Below are 20337 nucleotides of genomic sequence, written 5' to 3' on the forward strand. Positions count from 1 at the left end.
CGACGTCTGGCGAGCAGGCCATGAATTTTGAGTACCAACCGAGGAAAATGCGCATGAGCAGCGATCAGACCATCATCTACACCTTGACCGACGAGGCGCCCCTGCTGGCGACCCACGCATTCCTGCCGGTCATCGAAACCTTTACCAAGCCGGCCGGTATCACGATCGAGCAGAGCGACATTTCCGTTGCCGCCCGTATCCTGGCCAACTTCGCCGACTACCTGACCCCGGAGCAGCGCGTCCCCGACGCCCTGGCCGACCTCGGCAAGAAGACGCTGACCCCGGAAGCCAACATCATCAAGCTGCCGAACATCAGCGCCTCGGTGGGCCAGCTGCAGGCAGCCATCAAGGAACTGCAAGCCAAGGGCTACAACCTGCCGGACTACCCGGCCGATCCGAAGACCGACGAAGAAAAGGCGATCAAGGCCCGTTACAGCAAGTGCACCGGTTCCGCCGTGAACCCGGTCCTGCGCGAAGGTAACTCCGACCGCCGCGCGCCGAAGGCCGTCAAGGAATACGCACGCAAGAACCCGCACTCGATGGGCGAATGGTCGCCGGCCTCGCGCACCCACGTGTCGCACATGACCGGTGGCGACTTTTATCATGGCGAAAAGTCGATGACGCTGGACAAGGCGCGCGACGTCAAGATGGAACTGGTCACCAAGAGCGGCCAGACCATCGTGCTGAAGCCGAAAGTGGCGCTGCAGGACGGCGAGATCATCGATTCGATGTTCATGAGCCGCAAGGCCCTGCTGGCCTTCTACGAGCAGCAGATCGAAGACGCGAAGAACACCGGCGTGCTGTTCTCGCTGCACGTCAAGGCGACCATGATGAAGGTCTCGCACCCGATCGTGTTCGGCCACTGCGTGCGCACCTTCTACAAGGATGCGTTCGAGAAGCACGGCGCCCTGTTCGACAGCCTGGGCGTGAACGTCAACAACGGCATGGCTGACCTGTACAACAAGATCGCCACCCTGCCCGATTCGCAGCGCGAAGAAATCATCCGTGACATCCACGCCTGCCAGGAACACCGTCCGGCGCTGGCGATGGTCGACTCGGCCAAGGGCATCACCAACTTCCACTCGCCGAACGACGTGATCGTCGACGCCTCGATGCCTGCGATGATCCGCGCCGGCGGCAAGATGTACGGCGCCGACGGCCGCCTGAAGGAAGTCAAGGCGGTCATTCCGGAATCGACCTTCGCCCGTATCTACCAGGAGATCATCAACTTCTGCAAATGGCACGGCGCCTTCGACCCGCGCACCATGGGCACCGTCCCGAACGTGGGCCTGATGGCGCAGCAGGCCGAGGAATACGGTTCGCACGACAAGACCTTCGAGATCGCGGAAGACGGCGTCGCCAACATCACCGACCTGGCCACCGGCGAAGTGCTGATGAGCCAGAACGTCGAGCAGGGCGACATCTGGCGCATGTGCCAGGTGAAGGATGCCCCGATCCGCGACTGGGTCAAGCTGGCGGTCACCCGTGCGCGCAACTCGGGCATGCCTGCCGTGTTCTGGCTGGACCCGTACCGTCCGCACGAGAACGAACTGATCAAGAAGGTCAAGACCTACCTGCAGGACTACGACACCGAAGGCCTGGACATTCAGATCATGTCGCAGGTGCGCGCGATGCGCTACACCCTGGAGCGCGTGGCACGCGGCCTGGACACCATCTCGGTGACCGGCAACATCCTGCGCGACTACCTGACCGACCTGTTCCCGATCCTGGAACTGGGCACCAGCGCCAAGATGCTGTCGATCGTCCCGCTGATGGCCGGCGGCGGCATGTACGAAACCGGCGCCGGCGGTTCGGCACCGAAGCACGTGCAGCAGCTGACCGAGGAAAACCACCTGCGCTGGGATTCGCTGGGCGAGTTCCTGGCGCTGGCAGTGAGCCTGGAAGACATGGGCATCAAGACCGGCAACGCACGCGCCAAGCTGCTGTCGAAGACCCTCGATTCGGCCACCGGCAAGCTGCTGGACAACCGCAAGTCGCCGTCGCCGAAGACCGGAGAATTGGACAACCGCGGCAGCCAGTTCTACCTGTCGCTGTACTGGGCCCAGGAACTGGCCGCGCAGACCGAGGACGCCGAACTGGCCGCCTTCTTCAAGCCGCTGGCGCAGCAACTGGCGGACAACGAGCAGAAGATCGTCGCCGAGCTGCTGGAAGTGCAGGGCAAGCCGGTCGACATCGGCGGCTACTACCAGCCGGATGCAGCGAAGGTCAAGGCCGCGATGCGTCCGAGCGCGACCTTCAACCAGATCATCGGTTCGGCTGCCTGAGCGGGCGACCTGCCGTGTTAAAGAATGCCAGCCTTCGGGCTGGCATTTTTTTTGGTCCGGTTGATTGCTCAGTACGCTTTGGCACAGCGCAAGCAGACTCATGCGTCGTGGATGCCGTAGCGTACATCGTTGCGGTCGTGTGCCTGCGGCCCCTCGACCAGGTAGGCATCCCACCCCAGCCGCCCGCGCTTCTGCTGCGGTTCCATGGTGACGCTGCGCACGTCCGCCGCCCGCAGCACCAGCGCCACCTCGTATTCCAGCGTCACCCCGGTGAACATCCGCACCAGGCTGGCCAGGGCCCGCGCTGCCCGCCCGCCGGGCAGGAAGGCGGCGAACCCTGCATGGTCGAGCGGACCGATCACCAGCCGCAGGCGCAGGTCGCGCTGCCACACCCGGGCGCCGGCCATGGCGCTGCTGCCCAGCACCGCGGTCGGGCAGCCCAGCACGGTCTGCTGCGCCGGCGGCACGTCGTACCAGCTGCCGACGAACTGCTCGGCATGCACCGGCTGCCCGAAATATTCGGACAGCACGCGCGCCATCTGCACCGCCGACGCCGGACGGTGCCGCAGCGAGCCGGCGAAATAGCCGATCGATTCGTCCAGCACGGCGCCATCGTCGTCGTGCGCCAGGCGCCGGCGCAGCGATGCGCTGCCCACGCCAGCCAGGCTCAGCAGCAGGGGCAGGAAGCCATCCTTGCCACCGACCTGGTATTTCAGGGCCAGCCGGTACTTGCACCATGCCTGGTAGAACAGCGCCAGCGAGCGGTTCGAAAAGGTGTCCAGCAAGGCTCGCGCGCCGTCGTCGCGCTGCGCGGCCTGGTGCTCGGCGATGCGCTCGGTGTAATGGACTGGCAGCACGCCGTGGCCGCCCAGCAAGCCCATGAAGGCAGGGGTGACGCGTACGTAGCGCAGCGTGCCCGCCTGCAGCGCTTCACTCAGCGAACGTGCGTCGCGAAGGAGTTCGGGCGGCTCGGTACCGATCGCTTCCAGCTGGCTGGGCGGGAAGCCGAGCGAGGTCGAGTTCTGGAAGCGCAGGTAGTTGGCGACCACGCCCTGCTGCGGCGCGCCATGTTTCCTGAGCCAGAGCTCGAGCATGCGCACTGCCTGGAAATATTCGAAGCGCCAGGGCGCCTCGAACAGGCGCTGGATTACAGCAGGCTCAAATCGCCGCTTCGGGGTGAACATGTCAATAAATCCTCGCCCGACTTGTTGGAGACCACGACCAAGCGCGTAAAACTGTTGGCGTGCACGTACAGCGCCAGGAAGCGCTCGACGATGTGGGCAAAGGCGTGGATGCCGCTGCCGACGAAGGCTTCCTCGTCGATGCTCAGGCGCACGTCGACGCCGCGCACCAGGCAGGTAAACGGATTGCCGGACAGCCAGGCGCTGGCGGGACGCTGCTCGATGCCGGCAATGCCGCCGATCTGGCGCTGCGACGACGCCGAACGCGGCAAGTCGTACAGCGCCAGCATCTCGCGGAAGGCCTCGACGACGCCGTCGGCCAGCGACAGGTGGTTCAGTGCGAGGTGGGAAATCAGGCGCCAGTGCGCGTTGTGCCCGCGTTCGAAGCGGTACGACAAACTGGGCTTACGCAGGAAGCTGATCGCGCGCACACTCGAGCCGCCTTCGAGGAACAAATCGCCGCCGCGCTGGCCATACGGCAGCAGGGCCGGCAGGTCGCGGTTGGAGCAGGTCAGTTCCAGGTTCAGGGTATCGGTTTCGACCTCGGCCGGGTCGAAATCGATGTCGACGATCGAGATCTGCGCCTCGAAGCCGGGGCTGCGCTCGAGCAGCGTATCGTCGCGCCGCATGGCCCAGTAATGGCCGTTCTGCTCCGGTGTCTGCGCGTGCCGGAGCGAATAAAAGGGACGGAACTGGACGATGGTTTCGCCCTGCGGCGTCTGGCGCACCAGGTGCACCGAATCGATCGAGACGACCTCGTAGGCAAAGGCACGGCGGGCGTCGGCCAGCACCGGATAGCTGGCCGTCGTATGCGTCAGGCGGATCGGCTCGCCGCGCTGGTGGAACAGATTGATCACCGGCGTGCAGCCGAGCAGCACGTTGTTGGTCGACAAGGTGCCCAGCATGCGCGCCGTGTTGGAGTCGGCACGCACCCCGCCCAGCGCCAGGTGCAGCGTGACGGTCCTGGTCGCGGCGGGGAGCACTGCCGCCAGCGCACCCAGGTCGACGTCGAAGAAATTGAATTTCTCGGGGAAGCAAAAGTATTCGGTCAGCAGACGGTAGGCTGGATGGGCGCGCGCCGGAAAATCGATCAGCGCCTCGTCGTCGCCGAAGCCGGCCGCACGGATCGGCACGGCCGGCAAGGCGATCCAGCGGCCATCGTGGTCGGCTTCGGCCCAGGCCGCCAGGCCGCGCATGAACAGGGCATCGCGCAGGGCGGCGCAGAACGAGGGTTCGCCGTCGATGAACAGGCGCAGGGTATCGATGCCGAGCTGGCCGGCGCCAGCCTGTTCGGCGCTGCTGCTGAAGCTCAGGCTCAGGCTGGACGATGCGCCCGCCGGCGCGCGCACCGCGTCCGGGGTGTCGAGGATGGCAGCGAAACTGGCCCCGCTCAGCGTCAGCGGCGCCACCGTCACCGGATACACGGTGCGGAAGGTGCAGGCGGCGCCGCGCACCGGCCGCGTATTCAGCTCGGTGCCGCGCGCGATCACGCTGGCGCCGGTCTGCTGCTTGGCCACGCCGCCGCAATCGAAGTGCGCGATCGAGCAGGAGGGAAAGGGCCGCAGGTAATGCGGATACAGCACCTCGAACAGGGCTTCCGTGAATTGCGGGTAATCGTCGTCGAGGCGTTTGGCAATGCGCGCATTCAGCAGCGCGAACGATTCGATCATGCGCTCGACGTGCGGATCTTCGCAGACTTCGCCGCTGATCAGGAGACGCCCGGCGATCTTCGGATAGCGCTCGGCGAAATCGCGCAGGTTGCGGCGCAGGTAGCCGAGCTCGCTTTCATAGTACGGGAGTAATTGTTCCAAGCTCAGGCTCCTCCTGGCGTGGCTGCCGGTCCGGCAGCAGTGCGGCCGGTCTTGCTGATGCTGTACTGCAGCGTCGACGGCTGCAGCACCGCATCGAAGTTGACCGGCTCCTCGGACGCGCTGGCAACCAGCAATCCCGTGATCGAAAAGTTCAGGCGGTTGATGGTGCCCTCGCGCATCTCGAGCAAGGCCTTGACCTCGCGCAGGCGCGGCTCGTGGCAGGCAATCGTCTTTTCGATGCAGGCGCAGATATGGGCACGGTCGGAAGGGCTCGAGAGCGACAGGTCGGCGAAGTCGATCATGCCGTAGCTGACGATCGATTCGCTGCACTCGGGGTAAGCCTTCAGCAAGCCCTCGGGGAGCACCGAGCGCGTATTCAGCAAGGCTTCGAGGTCGCGCGCGACGGCATCCTTCATGTCCTCGACCGACATGCGCAGCAGCGTGGTGCCGGCCGCGTGGCGCACCGGCGTGCCCAGCAGGCGGTCAAAGAACCCAGGCGTAAAACCCTTCATCGGATCCCCTTCATGGTGGCGTGCGCAGCGCGCAAACCGCCATCTTCACACACGCCGTCCCGAAAAAATAGTTCATTTAGGCACGCCACACTCGCGCTTGAGCGAACGCAAAATTGACTATTGTTGGGATGCAAGAGTGGACTTGAAAGGCTATGTTGCTCATTTAGTTGCTCGCTTAGCGCTGAGCGATGCCATCGACAACATGGGAGGAAAGATGAGCGGCAAAGTACTCTGGGGCGAAGGCTTGCTGCTGCGTCCCCAGCATTTCCAGCGCCAGGACGCATACCATGAACACCGGCTGCACAAAGGCATCCGCGCGGCGCATCCGTATGCCTGGGGCGTGGAGCGCCTGCAGATCGACCGCGAAGCGCTGGCCGACAACGTCTTGCGCCTGCTCGACCTGTCGCTGCGCTTCCAGGACGGCGAACTGCTCGATGCGCCCGCCATCGACGAACTGCCGCCCGCCATCGACCTGGACCAGCTCACGCACGCGCAGCAAAGCGTGACGTATTACGCCGCCCTGCCCGGCCTGAAACCCTTTACCGGCAATTTCGTGCAGCCGGGCCAGGCCAGCAACACGGCGCGCTTCGTGCAGGCCAATCAGGAAACACCGGACCTGTACACCCAGGCTGCCCCGGTGCAACTGGCTTACCTCAAGAAGACGATGCGCCTGGTGTCCGAATTCGAACCGCGCGACGCGTATGTCCACTTCCCGCTGCTGCGGCTGCGCCGCGCCACCACCGGCGGCTTCGAGATGGACCCGGCCTTCGTGCCGCCCAGCCTGTCGGTCGAGGCGGCGCCGGCACTGTTCCTGCAACTGCGGCGCCTGCTCGACGCGCTGCAGGCCAAGGTCAGCGCCCTGTACGGCCATCAGCGCGAACCGAGCCGCAACGTGATCGAATTCCGCTCCGGCGACATGTCCTCGTTCTGGCTGCTGCACACGGCCAGTGCCGCCCATGCGACGCTGACACATCACTTCCACCATCCGTCGCTGCACCCGGAACGGCTGTACGAACAATTGCTGGCGGTGGCCGGCGGCCTGATGACGTTTTCCAAGAGCTGGACCCTGGCCGACCTGCCGCCCTACCAGCATGGCGACCCCGGCCCGGGCTTCGCCAAGCTGCACCAGATCATCCGCGAATTGCTGGACACCGTGATCTCGTCGAAGTATTTCGCCATCGCGCTGAACGAGGCGCGGCCTTCGTACCACCTTGGCATGCTCGACTCCGGCAAGATCGACGACAAGACCACCTTTTATATCGCGGTCTCGGCCGACATCGCGGCGCTGGAACTGGTCGACGTGGTGCCGCTGCGTTTCAAGGTCGGCGCCCCGGACGACGTCGAGAAATGCGTGCTGGCCGCCCTGCCCGGCGTGCGCCTGCAATACGCGCCCCAATTGCCGGCCGCGGTACCGGTGCGGCCCGACACCTGTTATTTCACGCTGGATCCGAAAGGCCACATGTACGAGCGCATGCTGCAGGCGCAGTCGATCTCGATTTACGTGCCGTCGGGCATGAAGGGATTGAAGCTGGAATTGATGGCGGTGGCATCCTGAAGCGGCAAGGGAATTTCGCGGCAGGCCAAGCCGCGAAATTCCTGTTCCGGCAATCAGCTCGCGTCCGGCGTCTTGATCAATTCCTGGCCATCCACCACCATTTTCCACTGACCTCCCACCTGGTACGGCGGTTTGTCGACGACAAATGTCGTCGCCATCGGACCGACGCCCACGTCGAAATTATCTCCTTCAAATCCCTTGAGCGGCCCGTCGATCGAGGTCGTGCTGCCATTCTTGATGCGTTTATAAGTGACCGATCCATCCTCGGTAATCAGCAGATACATGTTCGCTTCCTGCCATTCTCCAACGTAGGCCAGCTTTTCCTTCGGCACCGGCTTGCCGCAGCCGGCCAATACCGCCAATGCAAACAAGGGAACAAATAAAGCCTGTTTTTTCATCGTGATCTCCAAGCACGGTGGGGAAACTAAATTGTTGCCAAGTTACACCATCCGAATTGGCCATTTTTGCGCCGAATCATTTGAATTGCCTACAGCCACTATTCACGCTTCCTTACTGTCAAACTGTTTTATGGCAGTGATTGACCATCAAAAGAAAGGATGCCGGCATGGCAGGGCCATTGATCAGAAAGGGCGACAAGACGTCCCACGGCGGCGCCGTTCTGGAAGCCTCATCTCACAGCGATATCGCCGGGACCGGCATTGCACGCATGGGCGATAAGGTGAGTTGTCCCAAGCACGGCAACAACACCATCGCCAGCGGCGATACGACCATGATCGTCGACGGTAAACCGGTTGCACGGCACGGCGATAAAACAGCGTGCGGTGCCACCCTGATCGCAGGCCAGCAAACCACCATCGACAATATCTAGGACCATGGCTTCGACCATTTCATCCCTCCCGAAAACGCCTGCCTGGATCGTCAACAGCCTGATTGGCGGCTTTGTTTTCCTGGCCTGCTGGGGTATCTCGATTGCTTATTGGCGCTCGACCCGGAGTTCGCCCGACTCGGGCGAATTCGTCGCCTTTCTATTTGCGATTCCACTGGCGCTGACATGCATCGCATGGCTCGGCGCCAGGTTGATCCTGCCGCGCATCGCCGCTTCCATCCCGGCGCCGGTGTCCGCCAAGCCGGCAGCCGCGCCCCCCGCACCTCCAACAGCAATGCCGCTCGCCTTGTTGGCCAGTGCGTTGCGCTCACCGCATGGCGCATCGGCCGAAGAACTGGCAGCCGCCATCGCCGGCGGCAAGGCCCGTGCGGACCTGGATCGTGAACTGATCGACGACGACGGTTTCCCGGTCATGACGGCGCGCAGCGACGCCGCCGGCGATGCGGCCCTGCAGGAAGAGATCGCCGCATGGCTGGCGCAGTGCGGCATGGCGGACCTGCAGTTCAGCGACGCCCAATGGCGCGCGCTGATCCTGGCCAGCGCCGTTACCGGCGACCTGACGCTGTCCGCGATCGGCGCATTCGCTGGTATCGAAGGCGCGCTGCCGATGCTGCAACTGGTGCCGCTCCTGCCCCTGGACTGGCATGCTGACCAGCGCCAGGCAGCCGCTGCATGGCTCAAGCATATGGTCGAACGGTCCGGCTGGGCATCCGATGCCCTAATGACACCCGCCGAAGCGCCGCTCAATCCAGGCGCGCCGGCGCCATCGGCCGTGTTCAGCCGTCTGGCCCACGACACCCTGCAAAAAGCGCAGCCGCTGGCGGCACTGGTCGTCGCCTGCGCCTCGCACATCGATCAGGAGACTGTCGATAAATGGGCCGCCGAAGGCAAGCTGTTTACGTCTTCCCGGCCGCAGGGCCTGATTCCCGGCGAAGGCGCGGCCGGCCTGGTGCTCGCCGATCTGGCGCAGGCGCATGCCCGGCAGCTGACCGATTTCGTATTGCTGGATCCGGTAGAGGAAGCGCAGCACGGCGTGTCGGCCGACGACATGAAACGCGTCGACCCGAATGTATTGGAAGAACTCACCAAACGCGCCATCAAGCGCCGCAATATCGACTTCACCGATGTGGTGATGATCGTCGCCGATACCGGCCACCGCTCGAGCCGCGTGCTGGAATTGATGGGATACGCATCGGTCACGATGCCCCAGCTCGACGAGGCGGGCGACATCGTCTGCGTGGGCGTGGCATGCGGCAGCAGCGGCACCGTGCCGTTCATCACGGCGCTGGCGTTGGCGCGGCACTATGTGCTCGAGCGTTTCGGGCCGGTGGTCTGTGTGAGTAATGAGGATGCGCAGCTGCGGCAGGCTGCTTTGGTTCAGCAGGATGGGGCTGTGCCTGGATAACTTAAATGTGAGCCACGATATGAAAACAGCTCTGATGCGTCGACAGCTCGTCGCCGCATGTTTTGCCTACAGCGGTTTGCCTATGTCTACGATTGGCGCTGCAGCCGCAGCGTCACCGCAAGCGGCGTCGCCTCCTGCCTCTGTCGAGACCCGGGTGCAGGCACTTCTCACGAAAGTGAAGGGTTCGCTTCGGCCGCTCAAGGGCGGGACGTTCGACATGGGCGATTGGGGCAATGGCGCTGGCCAGTATTACGATATCGACACGTATTCCAGGCCGCTGCATAAGGTGACGCTGGATGGGTTTTCGATGTTGGCGTACAAGGTCACGTACGAGGATTTTGATGTATTCACGGATGCCACCGGTAAGCAACGTATCAACATGGATGAGCTGGGCATCCGGGACCGGGCACCCAAGCGTCCGGCAGGCGTGAGCTGGTATGGCGCCAAGGCCTATTGCCAGTGGCTCGGAACGTTGACCCATCTTCCGTTTGATTTGCCGACAGAGGCTCAGTGGGAATATGCGGCGCGGTCTGGCGGCAAACGTGTGCTGTTTGCAACCGATAACGGGAAGATCGAAAGGCCTAGGAATTTTCCGAAGGAATGGACGGATGAGGAAGAACAACCGCCTTTACCCGCTGTTGGAAGTTATCCATCGAATCCCGCCGGGTTGTATGGCATGTCCGAAAACACATATGAATGGGTAGAAGATTGGTTCGACGAAAATTATTATAAAAATTCTCCCAAAAAAAACCCGACTGGACCCGGAAAGGGCATTGAGAAAGTAAAGCGTGGCAGCGTTGGCGGGAAAGCTGAAATTTCCGCAATGGTATTCATGCGGACAAAAGCAGTGCCCCAACCAATGGAAACAACCTATCCCAACGGTCCAGACTACGAAAAGCGCGTTATGTTGCCGTTCCCTGGCTACTCCAGTTATCCCACTACGAATTTTCGGTGTGTAGTTAATTCGTTGCCAAAAAAAATTAAGTGAGATATCCAGGATGATGCAAGGGAAATGTCGTTGCAAGAAATTCAGGTGCATCGTTTCGTAAAAAAGGACGACCCATCATTGGGGCACTGGATGCCAAACGCACTTCACAACGATTGATACAGTTTTCATAAGGAGTGTCTGCGGTTATCGATTCAATCATTTTCACCGAAAGGCTCCGGTCTGATTTTTTCCCAATGTCAACTGTGATCCTATCTAAAGTATTTTCGAGATGTGCAATCGACTGGACGGTTGCCATGAGTTCGTTGATCGAAAAGGCAGCCATTTTTCTTAAGTCTCTATTTGGAGAGTGGTTGAAACAATCAATGATGCTTTTTATGGTAGCGCCTCGAGATTCTGGTGGCATATAGGCATACCAACCCCAGCCAGATACTAACTGGCTTTCTATTCTTCTTATGAATGCATCATGCATTTCTCTAATTGAGTTACTAACCTTGGTATATTCTCGTTGAATATCTATAAGTTCGTGCCCAACAAAGGTTTCAAGCGCCCGGCTACTCGCAAAGGTCATGTATAGAAGCTGATTAAAAGCGAAAAATGCTGTCTTATTAATCAGTCTTACCATTTTCTTGTAATCCGATTGCTTCAGCTGATGTGCGATACACATGAAAAACTGTGCTATCTGTTCAACTCCTACTTTTGCGGCAACATTTCCAGAACCGCCGAGTCCAAGACAAGCGCCTGCCTTGGCTGCAACCACAAAGTGACCATTTCGGTAATCGCATTCAAACCCTAATGTCGCAGCCAATCCTTGGATCAAGGCAACGTCCCCGCTGATGCTCGCCATATCGACATAGGCAGCGATTGCCTTGTTCATATCCACTTTCTTCGGTCCACTTGGATTGATCATCCCTTCCGGATTTAGCCACTGCAATGCGCCGGAAAGCTGTATGCCTTCTTTTAGGCCAGCAAATATCTTGGCTTCACCTTTCGCGCCGACCTTAGCCTTGGCACTGGTACGGGCTGGTGTGCCCCTCAAGCCTTGTCTTCCCTCGGTTACCATCAGCGCCGCCCCAGCCTCTAGTGCCACGCTGGCGCCTGCCAGTGCGTACAAGGTCAAATCGCTGCGTAGACGGAAATAACCAAAATCGAGTAGCAGATCGCTATTGGCGACGTTGACGTGCCACCCGGCGGCATGGGGCAAATAAAGGATGGTTTCGACCTTCGCTTCGCCAACGGCAAAAGAGGCTTCGGCATTAGCCTTGATACTGAATTGTGCTGCCTTGCCGGCACGCTTGAAGCGCTGGCTCCAGTTCTTGTCGCGCTTGTCGAAGAAGTTGCCTTGACACGGCATGAAAGTCGCTTCGGCTCCGGCGCCAGCGGACCAGCGCATGAATTGCGCTTCGGGTTTCAGGTCGACGATGCGATAAGGATTATTCGGATCGATATTTTCCTTACCAAGCAGGCCCTCGGCGAGTTCCTTCTGTCCGCGTTCAAGAAAGGCCGTGGCGTTCGCACCCATGACCTTTGCCCAATCGGTGAGGATGCCGCTGAACTGGTCTGCATCTTTGGGTGCCAATTTCCATTTCTTTTCGAACTTTGCCTTGTCCTGTACCTGATTCAGGATGCGATTCCTCACTTCCCGGTGATTCAACACGGCACCGTTGAACAGCTTTTCTTTCGGCGGTTTTGCACGTTCCGCAGCGCCCTCGACAAGATAGATGCGCTTGTCAGCCAGTGCACTTTTGAGCTTATGGGCGCTGACATAGATGGGGGTATGGGTGCGTCCCTCCATGCGCTTCATCGTCAGCGGTAGAAGTTCGACCAGCTTGTTGGGATCGGTCTTCTGGCTCGTGATGGCTTCAACCCGCTGTTTGGCGGCTTCGCTTTTTTTCGTCAAGTTATTCAGTGCGATGTCGAGATCCTTTTGCGCCTGCGCGAGATCTGCTTTTGCCGAGTTGGGCTGCTGCAGAAGGTGTTGCAGGGCCAGTGATTTTTCAGTGACTGCGCGGTTAGCTTCCTGCAGCTCTTCGATGGCAGTCTTGTTCTGATGGCCTTCGACACGACAGGCCAGCCATTCGTCCGGATACAAAGCGATGAACGAATTGTCATCTGGACGATAAAGAAGCACACCGTCCGTCAGCGTATGCGAGACCTCGACAAACGTATCGCGAGGCGTCGTCGTAGGCGCGGTCTTAACCGCGGCATGGGTTTCACTCATGGTTTTTCCTGAGAGATAAAACAGTGGTCGACTTCATTCGTCTTGGGCCAGGTGCAGCGTCAGCACTTCGCTCTTCGACGTAAAGATGCGCTGGGTCCGCCCTTGCGCATCGGTGATGCCCTCGACCTGTACGCCGCTTGCCGATTCGAGCCGGTAGCGAACGTGGGCGATAGGTTGTTTGGTCTCTTCGTCCAGAACGACGAAAGCTTCGTTATAGATGTCTTTGGCGGTGGGCATGACCGGCGGCGTCAGACTGCCATCCTTCGGCCCGGCCAGCTCCTTCATGCTCGCCTTGAACTCCACCTTCCCCGGCGCATGCAGCATGATGTCCCCGCCCTCGAGCTTCAGATAGGCCCCCTGCGCCGTCAGCAGCACGTGGGTCTTGGCAGCCACCGTCACGCTCTCGCTCACGCTGGCCACCGTGACGCCCTTGTCCGCCGTCAGACGCGTCGCATCCGACTGGCTCTGGCTGCTCACCTTCCCGCTCGCCGCGTGCAGCCGGATCCCGGTCTCCTGATTCGGCTTGTCGTTCGCACTCGCCTTGCCAAAGGTGAACAGACTGATCCCATCCTTCACCGCATGCCCGCTGCACCCCTGCGCCACGAAATTCAGATCCTGGCCTGCCGTTATGCTGCTGGTATGGCCGGCAGCGATCACCGCATCGGCCGGGGTGCAGGCGACGATGCCGGCGGGGCTCGACAATTGCAGCTGCGGTTCGCTGAAGGCGGTCACGTGCCGTTCCCCGGTGCTTTCCAGCACCTCGATGCCGTGCCGCAAAGCGCTCACCGCAGGCAGTTTTTCCGGCGCAGGCTCGGCGGGCAGTACGGCCTTGTACGCGCGCGCTGTCGTCGCCATCGATATTTGCAACGCATGGCTTTGTTCGATCACAGCTACAGCTGCACGCACATCAAGCTGGTTGCCGCTGGAACCGTCGGTCGACAGCAACAAACCCTGGCCGGCGCGCAGCGCGGCCGCATGCGCGGTCTTGAGCTCGGCGCCGAAGCCGGTGGGCGCCAGGCGCTGGTTGTCGGTTTGATGGCGCAGGCTGCCCAGGTTGAGCTCGGCCGTGCCCTTGTGGGCACCGGCATGGCTTTGCAGGGCGACTCTTGCCTGGCCGGGACTGTCGTCGAAGACCAGTTGCTGATAGGCGCCGCTGCCGTCCTGGCTGCTGCTCAGGGCCTGGCTCTTGATGCCGGACAGGACTGCTGCATGGGCGTGGCCATCGTTCTCGCCGGGGAACCAGGCTGGGGCGTTGCCGGTCGCATTGCCGGCACCGTGGGCGACGCTGTTGTGCTGGGCGTCGGGCTGGCCTTTGCCGTTGTACAGGCTGCCGATGACGACCGGGCGGTCGATGTCGCCGTCGATGAAGTCGACCAGCACTTCGCTGCCGACGCGCGGTACGGCGACGGCGCCCCAGTTGGCGCCGGCGATCGGTGCCAGCGGCGTGGCGATGCGGATCCAGGTGCCGGCGCGGTCGTCGGCCGGTGCGCCGGCCTGGCCGTCGGGGGCCGGATGGTCCAGGCGGCTGTGGCTGAGGTGGCCATCGCCGGCGTTGCGTTGCCAGTGGAATTGCACCTTGATGCGGTGATCGCGGTCGGTGTGGATGACGGCGCCGGGCGGGCCGACCACGATCGCGGTCTGCTGCCCGCTGATCGTCGGACGCGGGTGCAGCCGCACGCCGTGGCCGTCGGCGCCGCTGCTGCGGTAAGGGACCGTGCTGCGGATCGCCTCGAAGCGGTTGCGGTACAGTGGGCGCTCGCCGGGCGCCGTGTCCGTGGCGCGCACTTCCTCATCGCCGAAGGGACTGCTGCCGAGCGCCTGCGTCACCGCGGCGCGCAAGTCGGCCGCCAGGTTGTTGTGGGCCAGGTGCCAGACGCGCAGCAGCGTGAAGCGGGCCGCGTCCTGGTCGGCAGCGTCGAAGCGCGCATGGCCGGACAAGGTGAAGGTCGTGCCCGGCATAAAGGTGCGCACGGTACCGGTACCGGTGTGGATTTCCTTGCTGACTTGTAGCGCCTGCAATTGGTTGTCGGCGATGCGCTGGCCCTGGGCGCGCGTCGGGTAGGCATAGCTTCCCGGCGTGTCTGTGCTGGCCGGAAACAGTTTATGGTCGCCGCTGCCGGCGCTGACCCGGCGCGATCCGAGGCTGCGGTAGTCCCAGCTCTGGATGTCGATCGTGGCCGGGACCGGGCGCGACAGCGTATGCCAGCGGTCGACGCTGTCCTCGCGCATCACCGCGTCCGGTTGCGTGAAGCGGACCCCGGCTTGCGGATTCGTCGGGAAGCTGCCGTTGTGGTCGGCGATGACGAGGGTGTGGCTGCCGAGTTGCACGCTGTCGGGGGCGGCGCTGTGCTCGACGTAATAAAACAGGCTCGCTTCGTGCATCAGGCGCTGGACGAAGGCCAGGTTCGATTCCTGATACTGGCAGGTCAGCGAACGCACCGGATAACTGTCGCGGTCGGCGATCTCGTAGCGCCAGGCCGGCACCAGGGTCCCCCGGTCCGGCCAGGCCTGGAGCACGGCATCGAGGATATCGAATACGGTCTTGTCCTGGAAGATGCGGCTGTCGCGGCCGAGCGCCAGGAAGGCAAACCAGGGTTCGATCGTCAGGCCATAGCGGGCAAAGCCGCCATTCGCGCCGATCAATTGTGCGGAAGTGATGTGGCCGTGGAAGGGGCGCAGCGGCATTCCGGGCACCGCCGTCAGCACTTCCAGCAGGACAGGCTGGCCGAGCAGCGATTTGAGCGGGATCATCGCATCCAGCGACAATGCCGAGACCTGCAGGCGATAGGGACGGTCCAGGCTTTCCCCGCCGCGCACCGATTCGGCCAGCAGGCGTTCGGGGCCGAGCGGGGTGGACAGGCGTAGCAGACGGGTGTCCTGGGTAAAGCGTGGGAAGAGTTCCGGCACTTGCGGCTCCTGTGAGCGCTGACATCATCAACAAGTGAAGCGACCGATCGATGCGATCGCGGCGGTGACAAGCAGGCATTGTCACGCGCAAGTGCCTAGAAGCTATTGATTAGCGGCAAAATCAGCTATGCCACCGTGGCCAACCGTACAACAATTAAAAGTGGATAAGTCTTGGGATAACTTGCGCACAAGAGCAGGATAAGCCCGTAAAAATCGTGGAAAAGCCTTTGGGCAAGTTGTGGAAAAGCCGTTGGATAAACGGAGGCACAAGGCGTGCACAAACCCTGTATAAGAATGGGATAAGGCAGGGATAAGCCCCGGATAAGTGGAGGATAAGTTTGCCTCCACCTCAGGTCTGTTTCGGCGATATCACCAGTTCCGGCTGCGGCCGCGGCGCATGTGCCGACAGATCCGCATGCCGGATCTGTTCCGGAATCGCCAGGATGCCCTGCCACAGGATGTCGCCGGCTACCCGGCTTTCCCGGCTGAGGCGGTAGGCCGGCAGCGCCGCGTCAGCCTGTGCCTGCCACATTGCCGCATACGAAGGCGCCAGCCGGGTGTCGTGCCAGGCATCGGCGAGCGGCGCCAGCGTGTCCTGCAGGACTGCCGCCGTGCTGCGCATGCGCACCCAGCGGTGGTTCAACCAGCCGTTCTCCGCCGCGACCGGGTCGAGGAAGCGGCCTATGATGGCGCGCGCGGCGAGGCTGCCGCTGCGGCTCATCAGGCCGATCGCCTTGCGGTCCATGTTCAGGTTCAAGCCGCCTTCCGATTTCTTGTGGCGGATCAGGACCACGCGGTCGCGGTAGCCCGGCGTGCGCGTCAGCGCTTCGTCGCGCCAGGTGCGGATGGTCTGCAGGATGGCGGTGGCGAAGCGCGCCAGCGACGGCAACTGGGCGGCGTCGTCGACCGCGACATAGGCCGGGGTCGCGCCCTGGTTGTTGTTGGACGGCAGGGTGACGCGCAGCACCGGTCCGGGCGATGCGGATGGATCTTGATGCGGGTCCTCGTGCAGATCGTCGCGCAGGATCACGCCAAAGGTCGGGCGGGTCGGCAGGATCGCATCGAAAAAGTGGATCGGGAAATTGCTCGTTAAGCCGCCATCGGAAAACCAGACGCGCAGCAGCTCGACCTTGCTGCCGGCTACCGGCAGCGTGCGGATGCGGTACAGGGGCACGGCTTGCAGCAGCACCGGAAAGCTCAGGCTCATGCGGGCGGCGACCACCACCGGCAAGGCGTCGGCATCGGGCATGAAATAATAATCCGCGCCCTGGTCGTTCAAACCTTGCAGCAGATCCAGGGTCTGCTGGCGATGATGGGTATGCTGCGACGCCTGTTTCATCCACTCCACGATATCTGGTGGAAACAGATGCGCCAGTTCGGACGCGCGGAACACCAGGTCGGCGCTCGCATGCGGCAGGCGGTGGGCGCGCAGTTCGCTCAAGCCGGTGCTCATCAGGGCCAGTTCGATCGGCGGCGTCGACTGGCGCAGGTGGCCGAAGGTCAGCGGCTGGTCCGCGGGCAGGCCGGCAATGTCCTGCACCAGCGCGTGCAGCCATTCGGTCAGCGCCGGCGGATTGCCGGGCCGGGTGCGCAGGCCGGAACAGATGCCGCAGCGGTTGTGGCGCAGGCCGCGCCAGGCGCCCAGCACGAATTGCAGCGCCGCGAAGCCCAGGGCGCTGGCCAGCATCGACAGCCCGAACCACAGGCCACTGGCCAGCCAGTACGCGACGCCGCTACGCCAATGTCCACCCAGCAAGCCACTGCTGACGAGATAGCCGAGCATCCACAGGGCGGCGCCGAGCAAGGCGCCCAGCGGAAAATTCCACAGCAATGCCAGGGCGATGCGCGCGACCACTTTCGGTTTGATACCGGCATTCAGTCCGGCGACGATGACGCGGAAATGCGGTGCCATTGCCGCACTGGGCTGGAACAGCGACAGCAGGCGTGTGGTGTTACCCACCGATTCGCGCAGGCGCCGCGGCAGCAGGGCGATTTTATAGAAGCCATCGTCACTGCCGGTGCCGGCCTGGCGCACGCGGTTGCGCTTGTACTGGGCAGCGGCCGCGGCAATGGCGGCGATGGCGCCGACGCTGGCGCCGCCGATCGAGCGCAGGGTAAATTTTTTCGCCAGCCGGGCCACGAAGGTGGGATACACGACGCCCGAGGTCACGCCGCCTTCCATCACGATATCGCATTCGTCCGGTAAAAAATTCTCCATCGCCATTTCCCCATCGATCAGCCATCTGATGGGATTATGCGGTGCTTCCGGCCATTGCAGCTTATCGAATCGTCACGCCGGCCCGAGGTTTGCTAATCTGGACCGTATGCAGATCGGAACCCTTCAAGCATTGACCCTACGTACCACCCGCCATGCGCCGCCGCGCCAGGTCGATTGCGCCGATGCGGTCGCGGAGCGCGGCCTGCTCGGCGACGCCCATGCCGACCGTTATTCGCCACGCCAGCTGCTGCTGGCCGATGCCGGCGTCTACCGCGACCTGGCTTTGCCAGCGCACGCCTTGCGCGAGAACCTGCTGGTCGATATCGATACCGCTGCACTCGCGTCGGGCATGGTGCTACAGGTCGGCAACGACGTCCTGCTCAGGCTGATGTTTCAATGCGAAGCCTGCGGCAACCTGGATGCCTTCCGCCCCGGCCTGTCACGCCTGCTGGATGATCGGCGCGGCATGCTGGCGCGCGTGCTTACCGGCGGCACGTTGCGCCCCGGCGACCCCATCCGCGATTTGCGCCTGTCGTTGCCGGCTTGGTCCGACGACTGGCATGAGCGGGTGCTGATGGTGCTGGATGCGCTGCCCCTGGACGCGGTGATCGAGTACCGTGACCTGGCACGTTTGGCTGGCGTGCAGTCGAGCTATTGCCGCGCCTTTCCGCGCATGATCCGCAATTTGGGACCCGATTACGCCGGCAGGGCGGTGGCGGCGAACGATTCGTCGACGGCACCGCGCTGGAAGGGAGACGGTCTGTTCGACCACGCGCCGATCCTGCACCTGGTCGAATGACGCAGCAACTTACCCGGGCACGCCGACGATCACGCTGGACGCCTTGAACATGGCAGTGGCTTCCTTGCCCTCGGCCAGTTCCAGCATCTGCGCGCTGTCGTTGGTGATGACGGCCGCCACCGTGCCGCCGCCCGGCAGGTCGAGCACGACTTCGGTGTTGACCGCGCCCGGCGTCAGGCGAGAAATTGTTCCGCGCAACTGGTTACGTGCCGAAAAGCGGGCGCCCTCGGTTTGCGTCGCCAGGATCACGGATGCGCTTTTAATCAGGGCAAATGCCTGGCGGCCCGGCTGCAGGCCCAGGCTTTCGGTGCTTTCGCGGGTGACGATGGCGACCAGGCGCTGGCCGCCGGCGATGTCGAGTTCGATCTCGTCGTTGACCGCCCCGGCCTGGACGCGCGAGACGGTACCGAAGAACTGGTTGCGTGCGCTGGTTTTCATGTTCAGCCTGCTGATCAGAGTGAAATCGTCGGCGACGCCCGCCGCTTGCCGGTTGAGTTGTTCGACAAAATCGCGGTGCACTTGTTCGAGCAATCGGAAGTTTTTCACCAGTTGCTCGCCGCGGGCCGTCAGGCGGGTACCGCCGCCGCCCTTGCCGCCGGTCAGGCGCTCGACCAGGGCTTCGCCGGCCAGGTTGTTCATCGCGTCGATGGCGTCCCAGGCTGCCTTGTAGCTCATCTTGATGGCCTTGGCGGCCTGGCTGATCGAACCGGTCTCGGCGATCTTGGCCAGCAGGTCCACCCGGCCCGGGCCGCCGAAATTCTGGCCGCCGACCGTCATCCAGACACTGCCCTGCAATGTGATTGGTTCGTCCATGGCCGGCACGATAGCAGATTCCGCGATGCAAGCGTTCGCTATATACTGCGGTATATAACGCTATCCACGGAGAATATTGCATGACACGCATTGCCGGCCTGCTGGCCACGCTCGTCCTTGCCACCGGCACCCAGGCCCACGCCGGCGAAGTGCAGGTGGCAGTCGCCGCCAATTTCACGGCGCCGATGCAAAAGATCGCCGCCGCCTTCGAACAGGACACCGGCAACAAGGCGGTGCTGGCCTTCGGCGCCACCGGCAAGTTTTATGCGCAGATCCATAACGGCGCGCCGTTCGAGATCCTGCTCGCGGCCGACGACGAGACGCCGGCGAAACTGGACCAGGAAAAGCAGACCGTGGCGGGCTCGCGTTTTACTTACGCCACCGGGCGCCTGGTGCTGTGGTCGGCCAAGGATCACTACGTCGATGGCCAGGGCAAGGTGCTGCAGAGCGGCACCTTCAAGCACCTGTCGATCGCGAATCCGAAAGCCGCACCGTATGGCGCCGCAGCGGTCGAGACATTGACCAAACTCAAGCTGATGGCAACGCTGCAGCCGAAAATCGTGCAGGGTGAAAACATCGCGCAGGCATATCAGTTCGTCGGCACCGGCAACGCCGAACTCGGCTTCGTGGCGCTGTCGCAGGTGGCGCGCGACGGCAAGTTCAGCGCGGGATCGGGCTGGATCGTCCCGGACGCGATGCACAGCCCGATCCGCCAGGATGCCGTGATCCTCATCAAGGGCGCTGCCAACCCGGCGGCCACGGCATTGATGGCTTACCTGAAGTCCGACAAGGCCAAAGGCATCATCCGCGCCTTCGGCTACGAGTTATAAGCGCATC

At 62.6% G+C, this 20337-nt stretch carries 15 protein-coding genes; 7 read left to right on the plus strand and 8 right to left on the minus strand.

Annotated features, from left to right (window positions below; all coding sequences use genetic code 11):
* Positions 1–53 precede the first annotated feature (53 nt).
* A complete protein-coding gene (locus tag FBX97_RS21750) occupies positions 54–2285 on the plus strand; it encodes an NADP-dependent isocitrate dehydrogenase (RefSeq protein ID WP_141836504.1) in 2232 nt (743 codons plus the stop codon).
* Between the two features lie 98 nt (positions 2286–2383).
* On the opposite strand, the gene tssG is transcribed toward FBX97_RS21750, so the two are convergent.
* The 3 genes from tssG to tssE are packed head-to-tail and all read right to left on the minus strand — an operon-like array spanning position 2384 to position 5789.
* A complete protein-coding gene (tssG, locus tag FBX97_RS21755; protein ID WP_141836506.1) occupies positions 2384–3469 on the minus strand; it encodes a type VI secretion system baseplate subunit TssG in 1086 nt (361 codons plus the stop codon).
* Positions 3433–5277, minus strand: coding sequence for a type VI secretion system baseplate subunit TssF (gene tssF / locus FBX97_RS21760; protein ID WP_141836508.1), 1845 nt, complete (start codon positions 5275–5277; stop codon positions 3433–3435). The genes tssG and tssF overlap by 37 nt, the downstream gene beginning before the upstream one ends.
* 2 nt (positions 5278–5279) lie before the next feature.
* On the minus strand, positions 5280–5789 hold the full coding sequence (gene tssE / locus FBX97_RS21765) for a type VI secretion system baseplate subunit TssE (protein ID WP_141836510.1): 510 nt from the start codon (positions 5787–5789) through the stop codon (positions 5280–5282).
* Positions 5790–6003: 214 nt separating this feature from the next.
* Here tssE and tssK point away from each other — a divergent pair, with 214 nt between their 5' ends.
* The gene (gene tssK, locus FBX97_RS21770) at positions 6004–7344 is read left to right on the plus strand and encodes a type VI secretion system baseplate subunit TssK (RefSeq protein ID WP_141836512.1); all 1341 of its coding nucleotides are present in this window, start codon (positions 6004–6006) and stop codon (positions 7342–7344) included.
* A 53-nt stretch (positions 7345–7397) separates the two neighbouring features.
* On the opposite strand, the gene FBX97_RS21775 is transcribed toward tssK, so the two are convergent.
* Complete coding sequence (locus FBX97_RS21775) at positions 7398–7742, minus strand: hypothetical protein (RefSeq protein ID WP_141836514.1); 345 nt, start codon at positions 7740–7742, stop codon at positions 7398–7400.
* A gap of 167 nt (positions 7743–7909) precedes the next feature.
* On the opposite strand from FBX97_RS21775, the gene FBX97_RS21780 reads away from it, so the two are divergent.
* From FBX97_RS21780 to FBX97_RS21790, 3 genes are read left to right on the plus strand one after another with little or no spacing between them, the layout of a single operon-like run.
* A complete protein-coding gene (locus tag FBX97_RS21780) occupies positions 7910–8173 on the plus strand; it encodes a PAAR domain-containing protein (RefSeq protein ID WP_141836516.1) in 264 nt (87 codons plus the stop codon).
* 4 nt (positions 8174–8177) lie between these two features.
* Positions 8178–9596 carry a hypothetical protein gene (locus FBX97_RS21785; RefSeq protein WP_141836518.1) on the plus strand — a complete coding sequence of 473 codons (1419 nt, stop codon included), beginning with the start codon at positions 8178–8180 and terminating at the stop codon, positions 9594–9596.
* Between the two features lie 19 nt (positions 9597–9615).
* Positions 9616–10584: an SUMF1/EgtB/PvdO family nonheme iron enzyme gene (locus tag FBX97_RS21790; protein ID WP_185748684.1), complete on the plus strand. Its 969-nt coding sequence runs from the start codon at positions 9616–9618 to the stop codon at positions 10582–10584.
* Here FBX97_RS21790 and FBX97_RS21795 read toward each other — a convergent pair.
* From FBX97_RS21795 to FBX97_RS21805, 3 genes are all read right to left on the minus strand, one after another.
* On the minus strand, positions 10577–12763 hold the full coding sequence (locus FBX97_RS21795; protein WP_141836522.1) for a hypothetical protein: 2187 nt from the start codon (positions 12761–12763) through the stop codon (positions 10577–10579). The two genes, FBX97_RS21790 and FBX97_RS21795, sit on opposite strands and share 8 nt — an antisense overlap.
* Before the next feature lie 33 nt (positions 12764–12796).
* A complete protein-coding gene (locus tag FBX97_RS21800) occupies positions 12797–15670 on the minus strand; it encodes a type VI secretion system Vgr family protein (RefSeq protein WP_141836524.1) in 2874 nt (957 codons plus the stop codon).
* Between the two features lie 349 nt (positions 15671–16019).
* Positions 16020–17888: a patatin-like phospholipase family protein gene (locus FBX97_RS21805; protein ID WP_185748685.1), complete on the minus strand. Its 1869-nt coding sequence runs from the start codon at positions 17886–17888 to the stop codon at positions 16020–16022.
* Between the two features lie 130 nt (positions 17889–18018).
* Between FBX97_RS21805 and FBX97_RS21810 the strand changes: the two genes are divergently transcribed.
* Positions 18019–18687 carry an MOSC domain-containing protein gene (locus FBX97_RS21810; protein WP_255517583.1) on the plus strand — a complete coding sequence of 223 codons (669 nt, stop codon included), beginning with the start codon at positions 18019–18021 and terminating at the stop codon, positions 18685–18687.
* Between the two features lie 9 nt (positions 18688–18696).
* On the opposite strand, the gene FBX97_RS21815 is transcribed toward FBX97_RS21810, so the two are convergent.
* A complete protein-coding gene (locus FBX97_RS21815) occupies positions 18697–19500 on the minus strand; it encodes a TOBE domain-containing protein (protein ID WP_141836530.1) in 804 nt (267 codons plus the stop codon).
* Between the two features lie 80 nt (positions 19501–19580).
* Here FBX97_RS21815 and modA point away from each other — a divergent pair, with 80 nt between their 5' ends.
* Positions 19581–20330: a molybdate ABC transporter substrate-binding protein gene (modA, locus tag FBX97_RS21820; protein WP_141836532.1), complete on the plus strand. Its 750-nt coding sequence runs from the start codon at positions 19581–19583 to the stop codon at positions 20328–20330.
* Positions 20331–20337 lie beyond the last annotated feature (7 nt).

Source organism: Herbaspirillum sp. SJZ107 (genome assembly GCF_006715485.1).
Taxonomy (GTDB): Bacteria; Pseudomonadota; Gammaproteobacteria; order Burkholderiales; family Burkholderiaceae_D; genus Telluria.